The 22,886-nt window shown below is 53.4% G+C and carries 25 protein-coding genes and 1 tRNA gene; 13 read left to right on the forward strand and 13 right to left on the reverse strand.

Annotated elements, in window-relative coordinates:
* Positions 1-154: 154 nt before the first annotated feature.
* The 7 genes from J4E05_RS10325 to J4E05_RS10355 all read right to left on the reverse strand — a co-directional run bounded on the left by J4E05_RS10325 (position 155) and on the right by J4E05_RS10355 (position 6,729).
* The gene (locus tag J4E05_RS10325; RefSeq protein WP_085587292.1) at positions 155-1,144 is read right to left on the reverse strand and encodes a glucosaminidase domain-containing protein; all 990 of its coding nucleotides are present in this window, start codon (positions 1,142-1,144) and stop codon (positions 155-157) included.
* 476 nt (positions 1,145-1,620) lie between these two features.
* Positions 1,621-2,193 carry a NifU family protein gene (locus J4E05_RS10330; protein WP_085587290.1) on the reverse strand — a complete coding sequence of 191 codons (573 nt, stop codon included), beginning with the start codon at positions 2,191-2,193 and terminating at the stop codon, positions 1,621-1,623.
* 149 nt (positions 2,194-2,342) lie between these two features.
* Entirely contained in the window at positions 2,343-3,317 is a 975-nt protein-coding gene (locus tag J4E05_RS10335) for a DUF2333 family protein (protein WP_085587289.1), read from the reverse strand.
* A gap of 70 nt (positions 3,318-3,387) precedes the next feature.
* The gene (locus J4E05_RS10340) at positions 3,388-3,921 is read right to left on the reverse strand and encodes a L,D-transpeptidase family protein (RefSeq protein ID WP_349595124.1); all 534 of its coding nucleotides are present in this window, start codon (positions 3,919-3,921) and stop codon (positions 3,388-3,390) included.
* 237 nt (positions 3,922-4,158) lie between these two features.
* Positions 4,159-4,683: an inorganic diphosphatase gene (gene ppa / locus J4E05_RS10345; RefSeq protein WP_085587287.1), complete on the reverse strand. Its 525-nt coding sequence runs from the start codon at positions 4,681-4,683 to the stop codon at positions 4,159-4,161.
* Between the two features lie 165 nt (positions 4,684-4,848).
* Complete coding sequence (locus tag J4E05_RS10350; protein ID WP_349595126.1) at positions 4,849-5,697, reverse strand: glycosyltransferase; 849 nt, start codon at positions 5,695-5,697, stop codon at positions 4,849-4,851.
* A gap of 102 nt (positions 5,698-5,799) precedes the next feature.
* Complete coding sequence (locus tag J4E05_RS10355; protein WP_085587697.1) at positions 5,800-6,729, reverse strand: LysR family transcriptional regulator; 930 nt, start codon at positions 6,727-6,729, stop codon at positions 5,800-5,802.
* A 250-nt stretch (positions 6,730-6,979) separates the two neighbouring features.
* On the opposite strand from J4E05_RS10355, the gene J4E05_RS10360 reads away from it, so the two are divergent.
* A complete protein-coding gene (locus tag J4E05_RS10360; protein ID WP_085587285.1) occupies positions 6,980-7,936 on the forward strand; it encodes a DMT family transporter in 957 nt (318 codons plus the stop codon).
* A gap of 40 nt (positions 7,937-7,976) precedes the next feature.
* Here the strand turns inward: J4E05_RS10360 and J4E05_RS10365 are convergent, their stop codons facing one another.
* Genes J4E05_RS10365 through J4E05_RS10375 form a run of 3 tightly spaced genes read right to left on the reverse strand, consistent with a single transcriptional unit; the run spans position 7,977 to position 9,611 of the window.
* Positions 7,977-8,324, reverse strand: coding sequence for an antibiotic biosynthesis monooxygenase family protein (locus tag J4E05_RS10365; RefSeq protein WP_349595130.1), 348 nt, complete (start codon positions 8,322-8,324; stop codon positions 7,977-7,979).
* Positions 8,321-8,650 carry an NIPSNAP family protein gene (locus J4E05_RS10370; protein WP_349595132.1) on the reverse strand — a complete coding sequence of 110 codons (330 nt, stop codon included), beginning with the start codon at positions 8,648-8,650 and terminating at the stop codon, positions 8,321-8,323. The genes J4E05_RS10365 and J4E05_RS10370 overlap by 4 nt, the downstream gene beginning before the upstream one ends.
* 46 nt (positions 8,651-8,696) lie before the next feature.
* The gene (locus tag J4E05_RS10375) at positions 8,697-9,611 is read right to left on the reverse strand and encodes a DMT family transporter (protein ID WP_349595134.1); all 915 of its coding nucleotides are present in this window, start codon (positions 9,609-9,611) and stop codon (positions 8,697-8,699) included.
* Between the two features lie 83 nt (positions 9,612-9,694).
* Between J4E05_RS10375 and J4E05_RS10380 the strand changes: the two genes are divergently transcribed.
* Entirely contained in the window at positions 9,695-10,390 is a 696-nt protein-coding gene (locus tag J4E05_RS10380; protein ID WP_349595136.1) for an ArsR/SmtB family transcription factor, read from the forward strand.
* On the opposite strand, the gene cobB is transcribed toward J4E05_RS10380, so the two are convergent.
* The 3 genes from cobB to hrcA all read right to left on the reverse strand — a co-directional run bounded on the left by cobB (position 10,357) and on the right by hrcA (position 13,018).
* Entirely contained in the window at positions 10,357-11,118 is a 762-nt protein-coding gene (gene cobB, locus J4E05_RS10385) for a Sir2 family NAD+-dependent deacetylase (protein WP_349595139.1), read from the reverse strand. The two genes, J4E05_RS10380 and cobB, sit on opposite strands and share 34 nt — an antisense overlap.
* Before the next feature lie 144 nt (positions 11,119-11,262).
* Positions 11,263-11,907, reverse strand: coding sequence for a nucleotide exchange factor GrpE (gene grpE / locus J4E05_RS10390; protein ID WP_085587279.1), 645 nt, complete (start codon positions 11,905-11,907; stop codon positions 11,263-11,265).
* 52 nt (positions 11,908-11,959) lie between these two features.
* On the reverse strand, positions 11,960-13,018 hold the full coding sequence (hrcA, locus tag J4E05_RS10395) for a heat-inducible transcriptional repressor HrcA (RefSeq protein WP_349595142.1): 1,059 nt from the start codon (positions 13,016-13,018) through the stop codon (positions 11,960-11,962).
* A 262-nt stretch (positions 13,019-13,280) separates the two neighbouring features.
* On the opposite strand from hrcA, the gene rph reads away from it, so the two are divergent.
* From rph to lptB, 11 genes are all read left to right on the forward strand, one after another.
* Positions 13,281-13,997: a ribonuclease PH gene (rph, locus tag J4E05_RS10400; protein ID WP_085587278.1), complete on the forward strand. Its 717-nt coding sequence runs from the start codon at positions 13,281-13,283 to the stop codon at positions 13,995-13,997.
* An 85-nt stretch (positions 13,998-14,082) separates the two neighbouring features.
* Positions 14,083-14,679, forward strand: a complete 597-nt coding sequence (gene rdgB / locus J4E05_RS10405; protein ID WP_349595146.1) for an RdgB/HAM1 family non-canonical purine NTP pyrophosphatase — start codon at positions 14,083-14,085, stop codon at positions 14,677-14,679.
* A gap of 113 nt (positions 14,680-14,792) precedes the next feature.
* Entirely contained in the window at positions 14,793-15,980 is a 1,188-nt protein-coding gene (gene hemW / locus J4E05_RS10410; protein ID WP_349595148.1) for a radical SAM family heme chaperone HemW, read from the forward strand.
* Between the two features lie 168 nt (positions 15,981-16,148).
* Positions 16,149-16,235, forward strand: a tRNA-Leu gene (locus J4E05_RS10415).
* 120 nt (positions 16,236-16,355) lie between these two features.
* Complete coding sequence (locus J4E05_RS10420; protein WP_349595151.1) at positions 16,356-17,279, forward strand: glycosyltransferase family 2 protein; 924 nt, start codon at positions 16,356-16,358, stop codon at positions 17,277-17,279.
* Positions 17,276-18,559, forward strand: a complete 1,284-nt coding sequence (locus J4E05_RS10425; RefSeq protein WP_349595154.1) for an O-antigen ligase family protein — start codon at positions 17,276-17,278, stop codon at positions 18,557-18,559. Before J4E05_RS10420 ends, J4E05_RS10425 begins: the two co-directional genes overlap by 4 nt.
* A gap of 145 nt (positions 18,560-18,704) precedes the next feature.
* Positions 18,705-19,316, forward strand: coding sequence for a ribonuclease D (locus J4E05_RS10430; RefSeq protein WP_085594679.1), 612 nt, complete (start codon positions 18,705-18,707; stop codon positions 19,314-19,316).
* A 120-nt stretch (positions 19,317-19,436) separates the two neighbouring features.
* Complete coding sequence (locus tag J4E05_RS10435; protein ID WP_085594677.1) at positions 19,437-20,429, forward strand: KpsF/GutQ family sugar-phosphate isomerase; 993 nt, start codon at positions 19,437-19,439, stop codon at positions 20,427-20,429.
* 2 nt (positions 20,430-20,431) lie between these two features.
* Entirely contained in the window at positions 20,432-21,142 is a 711-nt protein-coding gene (gene lptC, locus J4E05_RS10440) for an LPS export ABC transporter periplasmic protein LptC (protein WP_085594675.1), read from the forward strand.
* Positions 21,139-22,008 (forward strand): LptA/OstA family protein, encoded by an 870-nt coding sequence (locus tag J4E05_RS10445; protein ID WP_349595159.1) that lies wholly within the window; start codon positions 21,139-21,141, stop codon positions 22,006-22,008. Before lptC ends, J4E05_RS10445 begins: the two co-directional genes overlap by 4 nt.
* An 18-nt stretch (positions 22,009-22,026) precedes the next feature.
* Positions 22,027-22,848: an LPS export ABC transporter ATP-binding protein gene (gene lptB, locus J4E05_RS10450; protein WP_371456127.1), complete on the forward strand. Its 822-nt coding sequence runs from the start codon at positions 22,027-22,029 to the stop codon at positions 22,846-22,848.
* The last annotated feature ends 38 nt before the right edge of the window (positions 22,849-22,886 follow it).

Here is a 22,886-nt window from a genome sequence, read left to right on the forward strand (position 1 = left end):
GGTTGAGCAAAACCGGATAGGGCCTTCGATTATTGGCCGGTGATACTTACTGTGCCCATGCCTATCGCCCATTCAGAGGGCGTCTATCGAATTATAAAAAAAGGGTGCCGTATTTGGCACCCTTTTGTCGTTTCTGCATTTTGTTTTGTGCTGCTTAGCCTTGCAGGGATGCCAGCAAATTGGGGGGCGGCGGCACATCGTCGACGGCAAATTTCATTGCATCAAGCGTATCAAGGTCGTTGGCCTTCATGATCGCATGCAGGGACTGAACATAATCTTCGCCCCGTTCGGAATATTTGATCAGGGTTTTGGCAAGTTCCCAACCGGTAATATCGCTTCCTTCGGCCCGAAGATTGGCGCGTTGCTCGCGTAGCGCTTCATAGGCCGGGTGGGAATTGATATTCACGGCATAGGCGCGGACTGAATCCATCAGGGTATCAAACGCCTTGATGACATGGGTTTTACCCAGTTCGCGGTCTTCGGGAACAATGCCTTCTTCCTCGTTATAGGCCCACTGACCAAACAGGGCGTTGCCCTTGCGCACAAAGCGGGATGTGCCCCATCCACTTTCTTCAGCCGATTGCGCCAAAATAAGCGAAGGCGGAATGATGTCGATGCGTTCCAGCAGGGCGGCAATGCCACCGCCGTCTACGCGATAGCGTTTCATCATTTTTTCGACCCATTTTTGCTGGGTCGGGGTGGCAGGAACACCGGCATATTCATTGCTTTGGATCGATAACAAACGATCACGACGGGCGGCAATTTCCTCGTTTACCCGCAATGCAAGCGGCAGGATAATGCGCAAAAAGATCTGTTTGCGCTCCGCAACCGAGCTTAGATCGCGCAGGCCCTTGGGGACACGTTTGATATAGACACGCGGAATTTCAACGGCACTGGCCAGTTTATAGTCGATGCTTTTAAAATACTGGTCGAGCGCGACCACTTCCGGGTCTCGCTGATAAAGTTTTTTAACCTTGGGTTTTTCCGGTTTGACCGGCACCACAATTGACGCATCAATGACCATACCGGCCGGTTTCGGGGCGATATCGAAGCCGCCAAACATCAGCACATACTGTAATCCCACAGCGCCAACTAATGACGCCAGTGCGACTTTGGTAAATGTACTCTGATTTGCGCTACTCATTCATCTCTCTCCAGGATCATTGAACCTGTTCGTTTTCTGCGCATGAATATCTATGACCGGACCGCGGTATTGGCGCAATCCGAAAAAATACACACAGCAAAAACCCCCACCAATGCTTGCGTTGCGGATCAGAACAGCAACGCATCGCGAGCGAAAAAGTTCGCACGCAGGGCAAAAATAGTTACGAATCGGTTAATGATGGATGTTTTCATCCTGTTTTTATGGGGCCAAAACACTGTGTTTTGTACCCCGTGCCTGTTGGGCTACCATCTATAGTAAGACGCATCTTGCATGACGCGCAGATTGGTTCCTGTGCTGCATATCACATGCAGGGAACCGATAGGTGGCCGGCAGGGTCGCAAGCGGGTCGCAATATTCGCGCCGATATTTTATCGGTCAGTCTTTTTGGTGCGAACACCAGTAGCCCATAAATTCGGCGCGAATATGAAAATATCTTGGTCAGACGGTGAATACGATCAGTATTCGGCCATCACCGGCTCAACAGCCTGAACTTCCGGAACATAATAACGCAGCATGTTTTCGATCCCCATTTTCAGGGTCGCGGTGCTGCTGGGGCAGCCAGAGCAGGCCCCATGCATTTCCAGATAGACAACGCCGTCTTCAAATTTGTGAAAAACGATATCGCCACCATCCTGGGCCACGGCCGGACGCACACGGGTATCGAGCAGTTCCTTGATTTGGGTTACCAGTTCATCATCGCCTTCGGCCGCCGAGCTGGTGGCTTTGGTTGCATCGCTGCCCTGATCGAGAACCGGTTGGCCCGAAGTATAGTGCTCCATGATCCCGCCCAGAATTTGCGGTTTCAGGGTTTGCCATTCGCGGCTGTCTTCTTTGGTGATGGTGATAAAATCACCGCCCAGAAACACACCGGTAATACCGTCAACTTCAAACAGTTTGCGCGCCAGCGGCGATTTCACATGTTCATCGTTGCTGGTGAAATTTGCGGTACCCTGGCGTCCCATAACTTCTTCGCCCGGAAGAAATTTAAGGGTGGCCGGATTCGGGGTGGGTTCGGTTTGTATGAACATTTTCACCAAGTCCTTTTGCTGTGGCGCCGCAGTCATGGCACATGCGGCAGCCCTCATGTCTTTCTCTTTGGTCTCTAAATGGGCCAATTTTGATAAAAGATCAAGTCCGACCATGCAACTCAGGTATTCGGAAAAATACCATATCGGGCCTAGCGTTGCAGGATACTGATGATTTCATTCATCTGGGTGCGTGCGCGCAACAGGTAAAAACCCAGTCCGGCAAGATGGTTGGGCAGGATAATGCCATCGGCCGAGCCATTGATCACGACAACCGGGTCCAGTCTGGAGGCGGCCTGCAAGGATGCCACCATTTCTGCCCACACCTGGCTAACCTGGCGTTCGTTAAGGATGTTCTCAAAATCGGTGCCCAAATCCCGTAAAATCAGGCTATAGGCGTAAAGCCGACCCTTGGTGGCGTAAAAAACGTCATCAGCGGTGGTGTCAAAAATGGATGGATTGATCACCTTGTTATCAATCAGGGCCGATGCGGACCCCAGATCGTTGGCGATCCGTCCCAGTGTTTCCTGCAAATTGTCTGCGCGGCGTTCAAAGGCAGCGTTCCCACTTGCCAGTCGTTCGTTATAGCGCCGCAACGCTGAAATCGCCTGGCGGTATTGCTGTTCGGATGACACACCGGGCAAAAGCGAAATGCTGGGATCAAATACCCATTTGTCCCCGCGGAATTTTAAAACACCGGCAGCGTTATCGAGATCACTATCGACCTGGCTGGAGCCGCGCGCCCGACCGATCTGGTCTGAAAGTTCGATTGCGAATCGCGACAGGGCGTAAATAATCCCGCTCTGGAAATTCGGCATATTGTCGAGCGCGGCACCGGGCATGAAGAACGGGTCATTTGCCGTCCATTGATGCTGGTTAACTTCGCGGTCAATCAGGCCGATGGCGGTGGCAACGGCGTGGCTGCCGCCCTGGTAATCGCCGCTAAAATCGGGGTTATCGTCGATTTTCTGAACAATCAGCATCCCGACCGGATAATAGATCAGGCACAGAACCACAATGACGGCAAATGCACGCAGCCAGAAACGTCCGCTGCCAAAAAATTTGCGCAGTTTTGCGCCAAATCCTTTAATGCCGCCCTTGGTGTATAGATAATCGTCTTCGATCATGTTCTGTCCCGGTCTGATAAATGTACGGCCTTGAACCTAGGGTGTTGCAGGTTTGCCTGCAAGGGTATGTTCAAGTCATGCCAATGCAAAGGCGGCTGTAGACGTCGCAATTCGCCAAAATTGTTTCCAGATCATTTTTTGCCAGCGCAATGCATCCTTCGGTTCCGTCGTATGCCGGGCGGGCAATATGCATGAAGATTGCTGATCCATAGCACGGTATTGCGGGGTCGTCATTGTGGTTCAGGGTCACGATCAGGTCATAGATACCATCGTCGCGCCAAAGTTTTTCATGACTGCCTGCAAATGGCAGGTGTACAGGGCGGTTATAGGCCACGTTATGTACATCGTCACACCAGCTATCGTCTTTGGTTATGGTATAAACAGGCAGGTTTGTTCGCGGTGGCGCAACCCGGTCGGCCCGGTACATCACATATCGTAAATGCCAAATTCCAATCGGGCTGGCACCGTCACCCTCGTTTTTGTTGTGCTGCACTCCGGTTTTGCCAATTGCTGCCCGGTATGTCTGCCCGCCAAAGGCAAGCTCTCCGTTTTTATTCACGGTGATGTCGCTATGTCGGGCCGGGTTGGGGGCAAAACTATCCATCAAGTCGTACCTGTGACAGGGGAATGATACACACGTTAACGCATTTAAATGACCATGAGCGGTTAGGGCGATATTGAATTTTGCCCCGGCATGGTCGCTGGCATCGCTGCGATATTTTCAGATGATATATACTATATTGCGCCATTTCGACGGTGCCAAAAACAACAACGCCCCGCATTTCTGCGAGGCGTTGAAATTATCCATGCCCGTTATGTTGGTCAGAACGGGCTGGCATCATTATTTTGCGAAACGTTCAATCGCAACATTGATCAGTTCGGCGGCGGTGTCTGCACCTTTCCAGCCGGTGACCTTAACCCATTTGCCTTTTTCCAGATCCTTGTAGCGTTCAAAGAAATGCTGGATCTGGTCGCGCAGGATTTCGGGCAGATCTTCGTGCGATTTGATGTCCTTATAGTAAGGATCAACTTTTTCGTGCGGCACGCAGATCAGTTTTTCGTCCATGCCTGCTTCATCTTCCATCATCAGCACGCCAATCGGGCGTGCACGAATGACAGAACCGGCAACAACAGGCTGGCGGAACATGACCATGGCATCAACCGGGTCGCCATCTTCACCCAGGGTGTTGGGGATGAAGCCGTAATTGACCGGATAATACATCGAGGTATGCAGGAAACGGTCAACGAACAAGGCGCCGGAATCCTTGTCGACTTCGTATTTGATCGGCCCGCCCTGCGGGATTTCAATAACAACATTGACGTCCCAGGGAACGTCTTTACCAACCGCAATCTTGCTGAGGTCCATCGGGGAAACACCCTTTCGCGTTTGCTTCAGATCGCCCGTTGCCGGGCTTTGATATGGGATTCATCTACGCGCCCTTGGCAGGCGTGCAAAAATGATGCGGCCCTTTTATCGCGAAATGCGCCATGTTCCAAGAACGCGCTTGTGCGTCCTTGGTCGTGTAGGGGGTTATTCTGCGGCTTCGGGGGATAAAAACATGCTTTTTCCCGGTAGGAACCGGGTTGCATCCTGTTCAAGATTCTTGAAATGAACCCCGTTATTGTCAGAACCGGCATGGCGCTGGGCAATTTTCCGACCATGAAACAGGTGCAAGACTGGCGAGCTGTATTCCAGGTTTTTGCGCCGCAAACCGGACCTTAACAATCGCAGGACAAAGTCCGAATCTTCCATTCCATGGCCTTCATAGGATTCATCAAAACCTGCTACCCGGTCGATATCACTGCGGAAAACAGCAAGGTTGCAGGTTTGGGCCTTTTTCCAGCAATTTTCGTGTTTCCACAGGCCTTTGTCTGTTTGCAACATCGGTACAAACTGGAACGGGCGGTTACACTGGCCGGTCAGGCCCAGCCCGAACAGGGCAGCCCGCGGCCATTTATGAAAGGCCAGCTGGGTGCGCAACAGCAAGTCGGTAAAGCGACGTTTAAGGAAAACGCGTTTTCCCGTCACAAAACAACCCGGTGTTGCCGCCTGACGATGGCGGGCAATAAAATCGGGCATGACACAGCAATCGCCATCGATAAACAGCACCAGATCGCCATGACACATTGAAAGCGCGCCGTTTCGGGCACGGGCAACACGAAAACCGGAATCTTTTTGCCAGAAATGATGAACAGGAACGGGGGAACGGCGGGCAAATTTTTCAATAAGATCGCGGGTTTCGCGATCAGAACCATCATCGGCGATGACGATTTCAAAATGTCGGTCTTTTTGATCAATCAGTGATTGCAAAACCATGGCAAGTGCCGATGACCAGTTATAGGTGGTCACGATAACCGATACCAGATTTACCTTGGACATCTTCCCCCCGGATGAATTCTGATTAATACCAATATTGCCCCTCAACAATATTGTGCCAGAAGGTTGTACAGGCCTGAAAGGTATTTCGCAACAAAGTGAAGGTTACAGTGATGTGTTTTCACGCGATTGCGGGCCGATCTGGTCGCGAATCCAGTTCGCGGCGGCCATTACGGCAGGGTCGCGTTCGCGCGACGGGCGGATCAGCAAGCGGTACCACCAGCTTGACATGAAGTCGGGGAAATTAAGGGCAACCAGTTCGCCGCGATCAACATATTTGCGCGCCACCACATCGGTACTTGCGACAATGCCATGTCCTTCGCGTGCGGCTTCCAGCGCCCATATATGGTGGCTGAATGTCCAGCAGTCAGACAGGGCGAAATGTGTTTCTTCAAACCACGAGTTGATTTGCGAAAACTGTTCGCTGTCGCTGTCGATCAGTAAAATGTCGCGGGGTTCAAGGCGTGAAACATCGACAGTGTTTTCGTTCAGGCCCCGTTGTTTCAGCCATTGCGGGGATACCAGCGCATGGTAAATTTCCGGGGTTAGAAGTTCCATTGTCCAGCCCTCCGGGCCGGGCAGGTCTTTCGGGGCAATTTGCAGGGCAATATCAATTTCTAACGGATCAAGATCGTCATCAAATTCGATTTTGCGAAATTGCACCGGGATGTCGCCGGGCATGGCGTTTCTCAGGCTTTCCAGCTCTTCGATCAGGATGCTAAGGGCCGGGGTTGCCAGCGCACCAATGCGAATGGCACGCCCCTTGTCGGGGCCGATTTCACTGGTGATGCCAGAAATATCATCCAAGGCAGCGGTCAGGCGCGGTAATAGCTGACGCGCCGATTTGGTCAGCGATAATCCGCGTCCCTTACGCACAAACAATACAACACCAACGCTTTCTTCAAGCTGGCGCAACTGGTGGCTGATCGCACTTTGGGTAACATTCAGCTCTTCGGCGGCATCCTTCACACTTTGATGACGGGCGGTGGCTTCAAAGGCGACAAGGGCGCGTAAGGGCGGTAATTTGCGACGCATGATGGATGGTTTTCCGCTAACAGGCATTGTGGGCTGGTTCTGTTTAACAGGACCGGCATTTTGTTTGGCACAAAATTTTCTCATCGGTCGGTGAAAACTCTTCATTCGTTTTTTTGAATAGTTCCGGGCAATATGTCGTCCAGAGAGGGTTTCCATACCCTATGTCTCCTTGCGCCACCCGCAGTTTTGACTGATCCCGGCTTTGGAAACTCCCTCTTTATCCTTTTCATCTGAACACAGGAATTTGGCTATGACCCGGACGCTGACGCGCCTGAGCGGAAATTTGCGCGGCGTTTTATGGATGACAGCTGCAATGGCGTCGGGCGTTTTTGTCGATGTGTGCGCCAAGCTGGTTTCAGCCGAAATTCCAACCGCCCAGATTTTGGCGATGCGTGCCATTTTAACCGTGGTGGTGTTTGTTGTGGTGGTCTGTTTTGTGGGCACCCGGCAAATCCGCACCCGCCGCCCAATGGCGCATATTGCCAGGGGCGTGTTGTGGTATGGCTCGCTTTTTTGTGTCTTTTTTGCCTTGCGCCAAATGAGCATCAGCGAGGTTAACGCCTATCTGTTTATCGAGGCCCTGCTGACAGTGATGCTGGCGGTGGTGTTTTTTGGTGAAAAACTGACGGCGCGTAAAATTGGCGCGACGGTATTGGGGCTTGTCGGCGTCTGGGTGATGTGTGTACCCAAAATGGACGGTTTTGGCGTGCCGCTGGGCATTGCTGCGGCATTGTTCGGGGCGTTCTGCTTTTCGGCCCAAACCCTTTTTGCCAAGGTTATGGTCCGAACCGAGACCAACTTTTCAATGTTGTTCTGGCCGCAACTGATTGCTGTGGTGATCTGGTTGCCGGTGGCCATTATTATGTGGCAACCGGCCAGCATCGCCGACTGGGCACTGTCGGGCGGGGCGGGCTTTTTTGCCATGTCGACCAATTACATGGTTTTGCGGGCTGTTCGTGTTGCCGATGCCAGCGTTATTTCCCCCGCCGCCTATACCGCTTTGCCATTTTCAATGGCGATGGATCTGATCTTTTTCGACATGTTGCCAATGCCGATTATTTTTGTCGGAGCCGGGTTGGTGGTGCTGGCGGTGATGCTGCTTGATTTCAAAGGCGGGGCCAGGCCGGCCACCGCCGATGAACCGGATGAAAAAACGTTAAAAGACGATTCTTCGTCAAAGGTGAAGTGTGCAGATGCACAGGTTTGATCGTGTTGGGCCGCGCGGTCCGGCGGTATAATAAGTATATTTATATATCGTGATGATGGTGCGAATCGGCTGGCACTTCATCACGGGCGATCATGCCGTAATCGCGCATCACGGTGGCAACCCGCAGGCGGTAATCCTGAAATATCTGGTGACGGCCTGTGGTTTGGGCCAGGCGGTGTGCCTCCAGGTTTCGCCACGCCTTAACCGCATTCTCGTCGCGCCAGAATGACAGGGATAAAATTTTGCCCGGTGTGCTGATGCTTTCAAAGCGTTCGATTGATATGAAGCCGTCAATCTCATCAAGCAGCGGTCGCAAGGTACCGGCGATATCGAAATAGTCGTTTATCCGGTCCGGTTTGGGCGTTACTTCAAAAATAACGGCGATCATGGTTTGATCCTTGTGCCATGCGGGCCAGAGGCCAGACGGTAAAACTGCCGGTCTTCGCGGCGAATGAATTGTTCTTTTTGGGCGAAACGGTAATTTTCCTGCCCCAGTGGATCATTTTGCAGGCGCTGGCGATAGGCTTCGTAGGCCGCCAGATCGGACAGCGAATAAACCCCATAGGCGGTGGTTGTTGTGCCTTCATGCGGGGCGAAATAACCAATCAGGTCTGCCCCGCAACGCGGGATCGCCTGACCCCAGTTACGCGCATATTCGGCGAAGGCGTCTTTTTTGTAAGGGTCGATTTCATAGCGGATAAAACAGGTCAGCATTTGACGGTTTCCTGGTTGCTGAAAAATTAAATGAAGGGACGGGGAGTTATGCGGGGTTGGTGGCAATCGGGCGCGGTTTGCGCGGCCAATTGATGACAGCAACGCCGGACAGGGCGCAGAAAATGCCTGCTAGTGTTAGCGGGCCGATTTTTTCACCCAGCAACAAAGCCCCCAGGGCAACGCCAATTCCGGCGCGCAAATAGCTTTGGCTGGCAACCCCCATCGAGCCTAGCGTGCGCACCAGCCGAAAATAAATCATCAGGGCCATACCGGTGCAAAATACCGACAGCATAAGAACCGCGATAATCGCACGGGGTGCCGGGGTTAATGTCCAGGGCTGGTCAAGCAACAGACTTGCTGGAATCAGGCAAATGCTGGCCCATACCATGGTGCCTGCCGCTGTGACGGGTGCTGAAAGTGCGCCAAAACGTTTGCCATAAATGGCCCCGCAGGCATAAAGCAGGGCGCCTAGCAATATGGCTGCCTGGCCACCAATATTAGCGCCAAGACCGCGTAAAGCATCGGGGCCGACAATCATGACGACACCGGCAACACCCAGCAGTGCGCCAATCAGTTTTGCTTTGTTTACCGTTTCGTGGCGGGTGACAAACAAGGTGATAAAGAACAGAAAAACCGGGGATGTGGAATTAAGTACGCTGGCAAGCCCGCTATCGACATATTGCTGGCCCCATGCCAGCACCGTCCAGGCGCCAATCGAATTGAAAATGGCCTGAACCAGCAACATTCGCCATGTTTTGCCATCACGTGGAAATTTATCATTCCGCCATAGAACAACACCGGTCAAAAACAGGGCCGAAATGCTTACCCGCATTGCAATCAGGGTGATGGGTGGAATGTCCACAAGGGCGATTTTGATGAAAATATAGGACGTCCCCCATAAAAGGGCGAGAATAGCCAGCAACAGAAACTCGGTTGCCAAACTGGTTTTGGGGTTTTGCATGATGGATCCTGCATCGGGAAAACATACGAACTTTGGCCATTATCCCGATTGTGCGACTGCAATGTTTCGATTAACATCGAACTATGAAAGAAGGACCCGACATTGCCCGTGTGGCGGCTTTAATTGGTGATCCGGCGCGGGCCAATATGTTGACCGCGCTGATGGCGGGCCGTGCCTTAACCGCAACCGAACTGGCACAGGAAGCCGGGGTAACCGCACAAACCGCGAGTTCGCACCTGGCAAAGCTGCAAGAAGGCGGCATTATTGATGCCCGCAAACAGGGGCGGCATCGGTATTTCACCCTTGGTAATGCTGATATCGTTGAATTGCTGGAAACCCTTATGGGCATTGCCCAGCGCACCGGTCAGAATCGTGTGCGTACCGGCCCCAAAGACCCGGCATTGCGCAAGGCCCGCATTTGTTACGACCATTTGGCCGGGGAAATGGGGGTTGTTCTGTTTGAAAACCTGCAACAGCGTCAGCTTGTTGCCTTTGAGCCCGGCGGCGATATCAAGCTGACCGATGCCGGGGCTGATTTTGTCGCAGGGTTTGGCCTTGATCTGGCCCATATGCGGCAATTGCGGCGCCCGTTGTGCCGTGAATGTCTGGATTGGTCGATGCGGCGTTCGCATCTGGCAGGGGCGCTGGGGGCGGGATTATTGCAACGTATGCTGGATTTGGGCTGGGCACGGCGGTTACGCGACTCGCGCGTGGTGGATTTTACGCCGAAAGGTGAGCGGGCCTTTTACGATTTGTTTTCTGCCCGACCCAACAACTGATCGACAAAGGCCGGAACCGTTTGGGTGGCAGGTCCATAAATACCATTATCAAACAGGCTGGCACCATCGCTGGGTTCAAGGTTGATTTCGATGGTTTCGGCCCCGGCTTGGTGATGGGCAATTTCAACAAACCCGGCGGCCGGATAAACATTGCCTGATGTACCAATCGATATAAACAGCCCGCATTTTTCCAGCGCGCTGTAAATCCGTTCCATTTCCAGCGGCATTTCGCCAAACCACACAACATGGGGCCGCAAGCCACCTGTATGACCGCACCGGGCACAGGTATCCGCGTTGCCAAGGTCATTTTGCCAGGGGGAAATGGCGAGGCAGTGAAGGCACTGCACTTTTAACAGCTCGCCATGCATATGGATCAGGTTTTGGCTGCCTGCACGATCGTGTAGATCATCAATATTCTGGGTCACCAGCAACACATCCCCTGGCCAGTTCTTTTCCAGATCGGCAAGGGCATGATGGGCGGCATTGGGAATGACGGCCGGGTCGTGCAGAATTTTGCGGCGATCATTATAAAAGCTGTGAACCAGGGCCGGGTTGTTTTCAAATGCCTCGGGTGTGGCGACTTCGGAAATATCGTATTTCGCCCAAATCCCGTCCGGGTCGCGAAAGGTATGCAACCCGCTTTCGCGCGATATGCCGGCTCCGGTTAAAATGACAATCGGCGCAGCCTCATCACGCAAGACATCAATAATAGTGCGGGAAAGAGACATGATGGCCCCTCGTGTTTACGTGCAATTACAATGATTTTAATTCAATATTTAAATTAATTTATCAATGTTTGCGGGCAAACTCAAAAAAATGGCCCCGATCACCGGGGGTGCGGGGCCATTTTGCGAAATCAATGTGTTAACCGCTTATGCTGAAGTATCAACATTACTGCCCGGTTCGCTGCCTGCATCAGGCGCGGAACCTTCGGGTTTTTTGGCAACGCCGACCATTGCCGGGCGCAATAGCCGATCCTTGATGACGTAACCTGCCTGCATCACCTGGGCGACATGGCCTTCGGGATGTTCGTTACTCGGCATTTCAAACACGGCCTGGTGTTTGTTTGGGTCCAGTTTTTCGCCCAGCGGTTCCAGCTTTTCAATACCGTTCTGCTCGAACGATTTCAACAGGGTGCGCTCCGTCATTTCAACGCCTTCGATCAGCGTTTTCATGGCTTCGTTCTGGTTGGCACCATCGCCTGCTGCTTCAAGGGCGCGCCGCAGATTATCGCCGACATCCAGAAGGTCGCGGGCAAATTTGGTAATTGCGTAATTGGCCGAATCCTCGACATCCTTTTTGGCGCGACGGCGAATGTTTTCGGCTTCGGCGGCGGTGCGCAACATCCGGTCTTTCAGTTCGGCATTTTCGGCCTGAAGGGCTGCGATGATTTCATCGGCTTCATTTGCCCCGTCCTGCGCAATGTCTTCCTGCGCGGCTTCTTCGGCGGCAACCTGCTCGGCCGGTGTTGCGTCCTGCATTTCTTCCTCGGTGGTGTTTTTTGCGGTTTCCGTCATGTGTTGGACTACCTTCATTTGTTGTGTGGCCTGACACGCAGCGCCACAAAATTTAACCAATCAGTCGCCCGACCAGTTTGGCGGTATAGTCGACCAGCGGAATTATGCGGGCATAATTGATCCGCGTCGGTCCGACAACCCCGATTGCGCCGACAATGCTTCCTTCGGCGTTCTGATAGGGCGATATCACCATAGATAAACCCGATCCACCAAACAGCTTGTTTTCGGTTCCGATAAAAATCTGAACCCCTTCCGCCTCTGATGTAACGTCCAAAAGCTCGATCATCTGGTCTCGGGCTTCCAGAACATTAAACAGCCGTCGAACGGTTTCAAGTTGTTCAATGGTCGCAATATTTTCCAGCAGCTGGGATTGCCCCTTAATGATCAGCGATGAATCTTTTACACCACCTGCCCAGGTTGCAATGCCTGCATCAATCAGATTGGCCGATAAAACGTCCAGCTCGGTCTGAATGCGGTCCCGCTCGCGCGCGACCAGAAGGCGTGCATCATCAAGAGTCTTTCCAGCTAGCTGCGTATTTAGATAATTCGCCGCCTCTGTCAATGCCGAGGCCGGCAAATTGGCCGGAACATCGACAATGCGGTTTTCCACACTGCCATTTTGCGCCACCAGCACAGCCAGCACCTTGCCAGGTGAAAGTGGCACGAATTCGATTTGTTTAAGGCGTAATCCGTCGGTTTTGGGCGCAACCACCAACCCGGCACAGCGCGACAGACCCGAAAGCATGCTGGTGGCTTCGCCCAGCATTTCATCAAGCGAATAGCCCGCCCGTTCACAGTTTTTGGTCAGTTGGTCACGTTCCGCATTGGGAAGGTCACCAACCTCCATCAAGGCATTCACAAACAGCCGCAGCCCTTTTTCGCTGGGCAGTCGCCCGGCGGAAATATGCGGTGCCACCAGCAGGCCCTGATCTTCAAGATCGGACATGACATTGCGCACGGTGGCTGCCGAAAGTTTTTCCGACAGGCGCCGCGCAATGGTCCGCGAGCCAATCGGTTCGCCGGTTTCAACATAGGCATCTACGATCTGGCGAAACACTTCGCGGGATCGCTCATTCAGATCGCCCAGCATTGTGTTGTCCATAAGTGCCATTTGAAACCTTGTTCCATGCGGTTTTGCTATATCTTGCTGAATTTAGACAGCCCGTATCGCGCCGTCAATTGCGCGCTGTGGCAGGGCCGGGCGGTTAATTTTCCTGATTGTCCATTGTACGGCTGTTTTCACGTCAGCGATACAGGTGAAACCGGCGAAAATACTGGACCTTTGGGGGAGGGACCATTAGCTTGGCCCCATTCCAGATTTGGCCCGGATTGCATTTCGGGTCCTTTAATCATTTTGTTATGAGGTTTCCTTCATGCGCCCTTCCGGTCGTTCCCTTGATCAGCTTCGCGATATCACCATCGAAACCGGTGTCAGCAAATATGCCGAAGGCTCCTGCCTGATTAAATTTGGCGATACCCATGTGTTGTGTACCGCAACGGTTGAAGACAAGGTGCCGGGCTGGATGCGCAATTCGGGCAAGGGCTGGATTACAGCTGAATATGGCATGTTGCCGCGCGCAACCGATTCGCGCATGCAGCGCGAAGCTACCCGGGGCAGCCAGTCGGGCCGTACCCAGGAAATCCAGCGTTTGATCGGTCGTTCCATCCGCGCGGTCACCGACCTTAAAGCCATGGGCGAAATGCAGATGCGTCTTGATTGTGATGTGATCCAGGCTGATGGCGGCACGCGCACCGCGTCAATCACCGGGGCCTATATTGCCGCCCATATCGCCTTTCAGGGGGTGCGTCGCCTTGGCCTGATCAAGGAAATTCCGTTTACCCAGGCTGTTGCCGCCATCTCCTGTGGTATTTACAAAGGCACCCCGGTTCTGGATCTTGATTACGCCGAAGACAGCAATGCCGGGGCCGATGCCAATTTTGTGCTGGCAGGCAAGGGCGGGCTGGTTGAAGTCCAGGCGACTGCCGAAGATGTACCGTTTGAACGCGATGCGTTTGATCAGATGCTGGATCTGGCGCGCAAGGGCTGTGACGAGCTGTTTGCCAAACAGCGCGCTGCACTGGGTCTGTAAAACGGGTTTTGGCCCAGGATCAAAGATTAACGGCCAAAAACCAAAAAACTGAACGTGTTTAATCCTGATACTTGCAGGCCGGAAAATGGTACGTCGCTTTACGGAAAAAAAGCTGGTGATTGCCAGCCACAACAAAGGCAAGATCGTTGAAATTGCAGCGCTTCTTGCCCCTTTTGGAATCGAGGTGGTTTCGGCGGGTGATCTGGGCTTGCCAGAACCCGAAGAAACCGAAAACTCGTTTATTGGCAATGCGCAATTAAAAGCCCTTGCTGCGGCGCGGGCGGCTAAACTGCCTGCATTGGCCGATGATTCAGGCATGGCGGTCTGGGCACTGGATGGTGCGCCGGGCATTTATTCGGCGCGCTGGGCTGGCCCGGACCGGGATTTTGACCTGGCGATGCAAAAGGTGCAAACGGCGGTGGGCAACCATCCTGACCGCCGGGCGGATTTTGTCTGTGCGTTGTCTTTGGCCTGGCCAGACGACCATGTTGAAAATTTTGAAGGCCGCATCGAAGGCGATCTGGTTTGGCCAAAGCGTGGTAAAAACGGTTTCGGGTATGACCCGATGTTTCAGCCACGTGGTTATGACCAAACCTTTGGTGAAATGCCTGCCGAGAAAAAACATGAAATGAGCCATCGTGCCCTTGCTTTTGACTTGCTGGTAAAGGCCTGTTTTGCATAAAGGCCTGATCCGGCTTATCTGATCTCGGGCACCGTCGGTTGATATCGGCGGTGCCTGAATTTTATGAGCCCCGGGTGGGGCTGTGTTTTCCGCTGCCATGAAAGACCATACCGTTGATAACGCCCGAAACCGTCCCGTTTGGTATTTATATCCACTGGCCGTTTTGCCTGTCGAAATGCCCTTATTGCGATTTCAACAGCCATGTTGCCAGCCATGTGGATCACGCCCGTTGGCGCGCCGCATTGCGGGCCGAACTGGCGGTGGGGGCAGCGCGACATCCGGACAGGGTGGTGGGATCAATCTTTTTTGGCGGTGGCACACCCTCGTTGATGGACCCGGAAACCGCCGGGGCGCTGATTGCGGATATTAAAACATACTGGCCGGTGACTGATGATGTTGAAATCACGCTCGAAGCCAACCCCGGTACGGTTGAGATTGACCGTTTCTCGGCCTTTGCCGCCAATGGTATTAACCGGGTATCGCTAGGTATTCAGGCCCTGAACGACCGCGATCTGGAATTTCTGGGCCGGGTCCATAATGCAACAGAGGCCCGCCGTGCCCTTGATGTGGCAACCACGGTATTTGATCGTTTTTCGTTTGATCTGATCTATGCCCGGCCGGATCATAACCCGGCGGCGTGGCGCCGCGAATTGCGCGAAGGGCTTGATATCGCCAATGGGCATATCTCGCTTTATCAGCTGACGATTGAGCCGGGAACGCGGTTTTATACCTTGCATCAGCGCGGCGAGCTGAAAGTCCCGGGTGAAGATCTGGCGGCAGAGCTTTACGATATTACCCAGGAAGAAACCGAACTGGCCGGCTATCGGTGTTACGAAGTTTCCAATCACGCCAAAACGGGGCAGGAAAGCCGCCATAACCTGGTTTACTGGCGCTATGGCGATTATCTGGGGATCGGCCCCGGCGCGCATGGTCGCGAAGCCGTGGTGGGCGCAGACGGGCATATTACGCCGATGGCGGTGCGCCGTCACCGTGCGCCCGATATCTGGCTTGATCGGGTCGAGAAGCTTGGCCACGGCACCCAGGAAGAAGTCGCGCTGGAAAGCGACGAACGTTTGATTGAAATGGTGATGATGGGATTACGCCTTAACGAGGCGATTCCCCTCTCGCGGTTTGACCGTGTGGCGGGCGCTGGCCCACGTGATGTGCTGAATGCTGAACGCCTTGAAACCCTCATTGTTTCGGGTGATCTGGTGTGTGACGATGCCGGTTTGCGGGCGACACAGCAGGGCCGTAACCGGTTGAACGGGGTTCTGGCCTATCTTTTTGACCAGTCGGTTTAGGAACGGGTGTGGTGGAAATGGCGGATTTTTGCCATTTTTACGGCTTTGATAAAAAACGGCAAAAACTTCGACAGAAACTTCAAAAAAGTTTGTTGACACTTGTTTGTCAGCGCGTATATTCCGCCCCGTTCCGGACGACAAATCCGGGGCATACCAGACAGCCCCTAAGCCCAGGTGGCGGAATTGGTAGACGCGCTGGCTTCAGGTGCCAGTGGCCGCAAGGTCGTGGAAGTTCGAGTCTTCTCCTGGGCACCATACCCCAGTACATCAAACGATGTGCTGGGGTATTGTCGTTTCAGGGCTGATTTTGCCTTTGCAGTGCTGTGCCGATGTCGCTAGAACTGCGTACCGCAGATTTGGCAAATGGGGGCGTGGGTGCCAGATATCAGTTATGTTTTGCCGGTTTTTAACAAGGCCGCAGCCCTGCCGTTTTTTATTCGCTCCCTGCGCGAGCAGGCCGGGGAGTTTTCCGCCGAATATATTTTCATAGATGATTTGTCGAGCGATGACTCGCTTGCTGTTCTGCGTGCGCAGACGGCGGATATGGCTAATGTACAGATCGTTGAAAATACCAAAAATGCCGGTCCTGCCATTCGGCTTAATCAGGGGGCGGCCTTGGCAACGGGAAAATATCTGGCGCTGTTTGACTGCGACGAAGTTTTGGCCCCCAATGCTATTGCCACGTTGCTGGGCCTTGCTGGCCGTCATGATGCCGATATGGTGCATGGGAAATGGCACAAAACTGCCGATCCAATTGATCAGATACAGGCAGGCACTATTATGCCTGACGGGGCGGAAAAGGTTTTTCAAGATCCGCTGGGCCGGGTATTGGGCCGGGGGATCGTCCGCATGACGTGGCTTGTGGAACGAGCCCTTTTTTTGCGTGCTGGCGGGTGCGATGAACAGGTGTTTGTGCAGGATGAATCGCTGCCATTAAGGTTAGCGGCCCATGCCCGTTGTCTTGTTGACAGTTCGGCAGTTGTCACCTGGGTGCCCGCAGCGGGAAGCCATTTGTCGGACAACAAAATTCAGCAACATCACGACCGCTTCATGACGTTCTATCATTTTTTGCATCAGCATCCTGATTTGCCGGCCAGTAGCCGAATGAAACTGGCTCGGAAATGTGTTTCTGCAGCGCGCAAGGCCGCGCGCGATGGCGCGGCACTGCCGGGATTAAAAGTTCAGTTTGCCTATTTTGCCGCCAAGGCCGGTTTGCTATCCCCCGATAGCAAAATGATAGATATGTTCCATGATGCGTTTGCCCAAATCCCCGCAATTCGGAGGCCCGACCGCCCGTGACCAGATTTGCCGTTGCACTGCCTTATAGTGATAAAATCGAACGTCGCCTGCATATGGCGGCGTTGGTCTTTTTGTGCCTGATCCCGACTTTTTTGCTGTTTGCGCGTGGGGCTGCCGATGTATCGCTGGTGTTGTTGGCAGTATTGTTTCTGGTGCGCAGTACCTTGCGCCGCGATTGGGCATGGGCGCGGCAGATCGATGTTGCGGTTTTGCTGCTGGCATTGCTGATGCTGGTGGTTGTGGTCGCCCCTTTTGGCGAATATCCGGGGAAAAATTTTGCCCGTGGGCTGATCTGGGTGCGGTTTGTGGTGTTTTATGCCGCAGTCACCCGCTGGGTTCTGGTCGATAAGGCGGCGATCCGTGCGGTGTGTTATGCAACTTTTGCCGCCCTGTCTGTTGCTGCTCTTGATGCGTTTTATCAGTTTTTTGCGGGTTATTCGCTGCTGGGTGGGCAGGGAATGGTCTCAAACGGAGATCGCCTGACCGGGCCGCTTGATCGCCCAAATATTGGCAGCTATCTGTCAAAACTGGCATTCGGTATTATGGCTCTGGCGTTTGTGGCGCGCGAACAGCTTGGAGAAAAACGTCTGTTTTTGATCGGTGCCTGGGTGATGGTGCCGGTGCTGATTGTTATTTTCCTCAGTGGGGAACGTACTGCCAGTGTTTTAACCCTGATGGGGCTGGTTGCGATTGTGATTGGCTTGTTTATCAGCGGTGGTCGCGCTCGGGTGCTATCGGTGTTTTTAGGCGCGGTTGGGGTTGTTGGCCTTGGGCTTTTGTTGTCCTTTAGCGACCGTATCGCCGGGCGGGTGGTTGCGTTAGGGTCCGTTGTGTCTGATTACGCAGACTCGATTTATGGCAAGCTGGTTTTGATGGGCTGGCGCTTTTTTACCGAAAACCCCTTAACCGGTATTGGCATGGGCAGCTTTGAAAAAGTTTGCCGGGCACAGCAACCACCCGAAGCGCTGGAATTTGGCTGTTATCCGCACCCTCATAATATTTATGCCGAATGGCTGGCCAGTAGTGGCCTTGCCGGAACATTGCCGTGGCTGGTTTTTGTTGGAATTGTTATTTGGGCCGGGGTGCGGTTGATCCGTGCGGGGCATACGCAAACGGTGCTGGTTGCCTTCTATCTGGCAACGTTGAATGCATCTTTCTTTCCCTTTGCTGCAACACAAAGTGCCTTTTCAAACTGGCCGGCCATTCTTGCCTGGATGTCAATTGGCTGTGCGGTGGCGGCGTTGAATGTTTTTAAGCGGTCGTCCCATGTTACGGGTTAGGGGGCCTGTTTTGTGCCGTATGGTCCAAATGCCCGGAATTTGCCGATTTTAAGCATATTATCCGCAAATTAGAGATGTCTTTTGCGTCGCGGGCACGCCTTTGCTGTGTTAAGACAGGGCCAAACTTTCAGACCGGAGAATCGCGATGACAAATTACCTCCATCACGGAGATTTGCCCGACGGGCTTGATCTTGGCAAAATTGTTGCGATCGACAGCGAAACGATGGGGTTAAACCCGCATCGTGACCGTTTGTGTGTGGTACAATTATCGTCTGGTGATGGCGATGCCCATTTGGTCAAATTTGATGGCGCCGATTACAGCGCGCCCAATTTGAAAAAAATGCTGGCTGACCCGGATGTATTGAAATTGTTCCATTTTGGCCGTTTCGATATTGCCGTCATGGATGCGTATCTTGGTGTACGTTGCGCCCCGGTTTATTGCACCAAAATCGCTTCAAAACTGATCCGGACCTATACCGACCGCCACGGTTTGAAAGACCTGGTGCGCGAGCTGGTGGGTGTTGAAATTTCCAAACAGCAGCAAAGCTCGGACTGGGGTGCCGCCGAGCTAAGCGCCGAGCAAATCGCCTATGCTGCCAGCGACGTGTTGTATCTTCACAAGATGAAAGAAGAGCTTGATCGTCGCCTGGTTCGTGAAGGTCGCATGGAAATTGCCCAGTCCTGTTTTGATTTCCTGCCGACCCGCGCCAGCCTGGACCTTGCAGGATGGGCCGAAACAGACATCTTTGCCCATTAGGACCGGTTTATCGCCCGTTACCCGTTAGGGTGATGGGCCAAACGTCCGTGTTGTTGACACATTTTTACGCCAGTGAACCCCGGTTGTAGATTAAACCGCAATCGGGCCGGTGGTGGACCGATGACATTAAAGAAGCCCATGACAGTTACCGAAGCCGAAAAAAACGATCTCGCTGTTGCCCGCAAGGTTCTGGGTATTGAGGCGGCTGCGCTTGAAGAACTGGCACAGTCGCTTAATGGTGATTTCTGCCGGGCCATTACCCTGATTGAAGGGTTAAAGGGCCGGCTGGTGATAACAGGCATGGGCAAAAGCGGCCATATTGCCAAAAAGGTGGCCGCAACCTTTGCGTCCACCGGCACGCCTTCGTTTTTTGTTCATCCTGCCGAAGCCAGCCATGGCGACCTAGGCATGATCGGGCAGGATGACGCCGTGCTGGCGATGTCCAATTCGGGTGAAACACCGGAATTATCCGATATTATTGCCTATACAAGGCGTTTTCATATCCCGTTAATCGGTATGACCCGCCGCGCCGAAAGCTCGCTCGGCAGCCAGTGTGATTTTCCGCTGGTGTTACCCAACAGTCTTGAAGCCTGCCCCAACCGCCAGGCACCGACGACATCGACCACCGCGATGCTGGCCCTTGGCGATGCCCTTGCCGTTGCCCTGATGGAACGGCGCGGGTTTAGCGCCGATGATTTCCGCACTTTTCATCCCGGTGGCAAGCTGGGCCAGCGTTTGTTGCGGGTACGCGAAGTCATGCATGGTGCCGATCAGTTGCCAACCATTTCGATACAGGCCCGTATGGCCGATGCCCTGATGGAAATGACGGGCAAATCATTTGGTTGTGTTGGCGTGGTGGACGATGCCGGTAAACTTGCCGGGATCGTAACGGATGGTGATTTGCGTCGCCACATGGCTGATGATCTGGTTTTGCGCCCGGTTGAAACCGTGATGACCCGCAACCCAAAGGCCATAACGGCCGAGTTGCTGGCGGTTGAAGCGCTGGCGATCATGAATGATCGCAGCATCACTTCGCTGTTTGTCGTTAATGATCAGGGTGCTCCGTGCGGTCTTGTGCATATTCATGATTTGCTGCGCCTGGGAGTTGCCTGATCATGAGCGCTGAAAAGTCCGATATTCCCGGTGGCGAGACGCATAATCCGCAGTCGCGCGACCGGCTGTCGTCGACACGGCGCAATGTTGAAATCAATCCGGTTCGCCGCAGCATTGTTTTAATGCTAAAGTTAATTCTGCCAATGGTTGCGGCGGCATTGCTGGCTTTGGTGGTGTTGTGGCCGCAGATCGAACAGATACAGGAAAGCGGGTTTCGTCTTGGTTTTTCCAGTTCACCCGATGATCTGATGGAAAATGTCGCCATGAGCAATCCACGGTTTTTTGGCGTGGACGGTAATCGTCAGCCTTTTACCGTAACGGCGACAGAGGCAATTGAGCAGCGCAAGGACGGCGAAAGTGCAATGGAACATGTTCTGTTGGAGCGCCCGCAGGCCGATATGACACTGACGGATGGCACCTGGGTCGCCTTGACGGCGGATAAAGGGTTCTATACCGAAAGTAAAAGCAGGCTGGATTTGAATGGTGCTGTTAATATGTATCACGACAAGGGGTTCGAGATTCATACCGAAAGTGCCAAAATCAGGTTAAAACAGGGGAATGCCAGCGGGACTGACCCGGTTGACGGGCAGGGGCCGTTTGGAACAATTAAGTCCGATTCAGGATTTGAGCTGGAAGATAAGGGGTCTGTTATACATTTTCTGGGCAAATCGAAACTGACGGTTTTTGACAAGGCAATGAAAGGGAAATCATGATCAGAACGCCGCGCGGGGGTGGGGTTTTATTTGCGGCGACGCTTGTGGTTGGGCTTGCCTGCGGTGCAGGGATCAGCCCGGTTCATGCGGCATCGCTGGGTTTGACCCAGCAAGGTGCCGGCGGCCTTGATGTTGAATCCGATAATGGTATTGAATGGCGCCGTAACGACAATGTGTTGATCGCACGGGGCAATGCATTTGCCCGCCGTGGCGATTCACAGGTCAATAGCGATGAATTGCGCGCTTTCTATCGTGAAGCTGATACCGGAACCGAAATTTACCGGTTGGAAGCACATGGCCATGTAAAATTGTCGACCAGCACCGATGTCGCAACGGGCGACCTGGCCATTTATGATATTGACCAGGCGGTGGTGGTTTTGACGGGCAAAAACCTTAAATACAAGACCCCGACCGAAACCCTGACCGCAAAAGACAGCCTGGAATACTGGGAAGCCAAACATATGGCGGTGGCGCGCGGCAATGCTGTTGCTATATCTGAAGGGCGTCAATTGAGTGCTGATGTGCTAAGTGCCCGGTTTGTTCAGTCTGCCAAGGGCGATAACGAACTTGAACGTATTGACGGTTATGGTCATGTTACCATTGAAACAGCCACAGATTTTGTTGTGGGGGATCAAGGGGTTTATGACGCAAAAACGGGTATCGCGACTTTAACCGGATCGGTTAAGATCACGCGTGGCAAAAACCAGTTAAACGGGGATCGCGCCGTTGTTGACCTTAAGACCGGAATTAGCCGTCTGATGGCAGATGGCAAGGGAGACGGGAAATCACGGGTTCGTGGTTTGCTGGTACCTGACAAGGAAAAGAAACCCGAAGCCGGTGCCAAACCAGCCGGCAAAACAAACTGACGAAGGGTCGGAAAGACAGTGTTCTGGTCTCGCAAAAGCACAAATACTCCGGGCGCGGATGCGTCTATTGCCCTGCCTGACGCCGAAAGTGCGGGCGGGCCGCGACTGGTGAGTGCAAATAAGGGGCTGGTGGCACATAATTTGGGCAAAAGTTTTAAAAAGCGCCCGGTTTTAAAGGACGTTTCCATCTCTGTACAGCGCGGCGAGGCGGTTGGCCTGCTTGGGCCGAACGGGGCGGGTAAAACCACCAGCTTTTACATTATCACCGGCCTGATATCGCCAGACAGGGGCACGATATCGCTGGATGGCCGCGATATTACGATGATGCCGATGTATCAGCGTGCGCGCATGGGAATTGGTTACTTACCACAGGAAGCCTCTATTTTTCGGGGCATGACGGTAGAACAGAACATCATGGCTGTTCTCGAAGTCATCGAAGGTGACCGGATCAAGCGCGAGCAAAACCTTGAAGATTTGCTGGCCGAATTTGCGATTGAGCATTTGCGCCGCACGCCTGCGCTGGCTCTTTCGGGTGGGGAACGTCGCCGCTGTGAAATTGCCCGCGCGCTGGCAGCGCATCCCAATTTCGTGTTGCTTGATGAACCGCTTGCCGGGATTGACCCGATTGCGGTTGGCGATATTCGCGATCTGGTACGGCATTTGAAAGATCGTGGTATCGGGGTTTTGATTACCGATCATAACGTGCGTGAAACCCTCGACATCATTGACCGGGCCTATATTCTGCATGATGGTCGGGTCTTGATGGAAGGCGGCCCGGACGAGATTGTTCGCAATGTCGATGTGCGCCGTGTTTATCTGGGTGACCGGTTCAGTCTTTAAAACAATTTAGGGTCCTGGCTCTAATATTTGGCTGTCCC

The sequence above is a fragment of the Thalassospira sp. NFXS8 genome, assembly GCF_040148805.1.
Lineage (GTDB): Bacteria > Pseudomonadota > Alphaproteobacteria > Rhodospirillales > Thalassospiraceae > Thalassospira.

Coding starts and splice junctions, on each gene's coding strand:
- J4E05_RS10325 (WP_085587292.1), bottom strand. CDS start 1,144: ATGAGTAGCGCAAATCAGAGTACATTTACCAAAGTCGCACTGGCGTCA.
- J4E05_RS10330 (WP_085587290.1), bottom strand. CDS start 2,193: ATGTTCATACAAACCGAACCCACCCCGAATCCGGCCACCCTTAAATTT.
- J4E05_RS10335 (WP_085587289.1), bottom strand. CDS start 3,317: ATGATCGAAGACGATTATCTATACACCAAGGGCGGCATTAAAGGATTT.
- J4E05_RS10340 (WP_349595124.1), bottom strand. CDS start 3,921: ATGGATAGTTTTGCCCCCAACCCGGCCCGACATAGCGACATCACCGTG.
- ppa (WP_085587287.1), bottom strand. CDS start 4,683: ATGGACCTCAGCAAGATTGCGGTTGGTAAAGACGTTCCCTGGGACGTC.
- J4E05_RS10350 (WP_349595126.1), bottom strand. CDS start 5,697: ATGTCCAAGGTAAATCTGGTATCGGTTATCGTGACCACCTATAACTGG.
- J4E05_RS10355 (WP_085587697.1), bottom strand. CDS start 6,729: ATGCGTCGCAAATTACCGCCCTTACGCGCCCTTGTCGCCTTTGAAGCC.
- J4E05_RS10360 (WP_085587285.1), top strand. CDS start 6,980: ATGACCCGGACGCTGACGCGCCTGAGCGGAAATTTGCGCGGCGTTTTA.
- J4E05_RS10365 (WP_349595130.1), bottom strand. CDS start 8,324: ATGATCGCCGTTATTTTTGAAGTAACGCCCAAACCGGACCGGATAAAC.
- J4E05_RS10370 (WP_349595132.1), bottom strand. CDS start 8,650: ATGCTGACCTGTTTTATCCGCTATGAAATCGACCCTTACAAAAAAGAC.
- J4E05_RS10375 (WP_349595134.1), bottom strand. CDS start 9,611: ATGCAAAACCCCAAAACCAGTTTGGCAACCGAGTTTCTGTTGCTGGCT.
- J4E05_RS10380 (WP_349595136.1), top strand. CDS start 9,695: ATGAAAGAAGGACCCGACATTGCCCGTGTGGCGGCTTTAATTGGTGAT.
- cobB (WP_349595139.1), bottom strand. CDS start 11,118: ATGTCTCTTTCCCGCACTATTATTGATGTCTTGCGTGATGAGGCTGCG.
- grpE (WP_085587279.1), bottom strand. CDS start 11,907: ATGACGGAAACCGCAAAAAACACCACCGAGGAAGAAATGCAGGACGCA.
- hrcA (WP_349595142.1), bottom strand. CDS start 13,018: ATGGCACTTATGGACAACACAATGCTGGGCGATCTGAATGAGCGATCC.
- rph (WP_085587278.1), top strand. CDS start 13,281: ATGCGCCCTTCCGGTCGTTCCCTTGATCAGCTTCGCGATATCACCATC.
- rdgB (WP_349595146.1), top strand. CDS start 14,083: ATGGTACGTCGCTTTACGGAAAAAAAGCTGGTGATTGCCAGCCACAAC.
- J4E05_RS10430 (WP_085594679.1), top strand. CDS start 18,705: ATGACAAATTACCTCCATCACGGAGATTTGCCCGACGGGCTTGATCTT.
- J4E05_RS10435 (WP_085594677.1), top strand. CDS start 19,437: ATGACATTAAAGAAGCCCATGACAGTTACCGAAGCCGAAAAAAACGAT.
- lptC (WP_085594675.1), top strand. CDS start 20,432: ATGAGCGCTGAAAAGTCCGATATTCCCGGTGGCGAGACGCATAATCCG.
- J4E05_RS10445 (WP_349595159.1), top strand. CDS start 21,139: ATGATCAGAACGCCGCGCGGGGGTGGGGTTTTATTTGCGGCGACGCTT.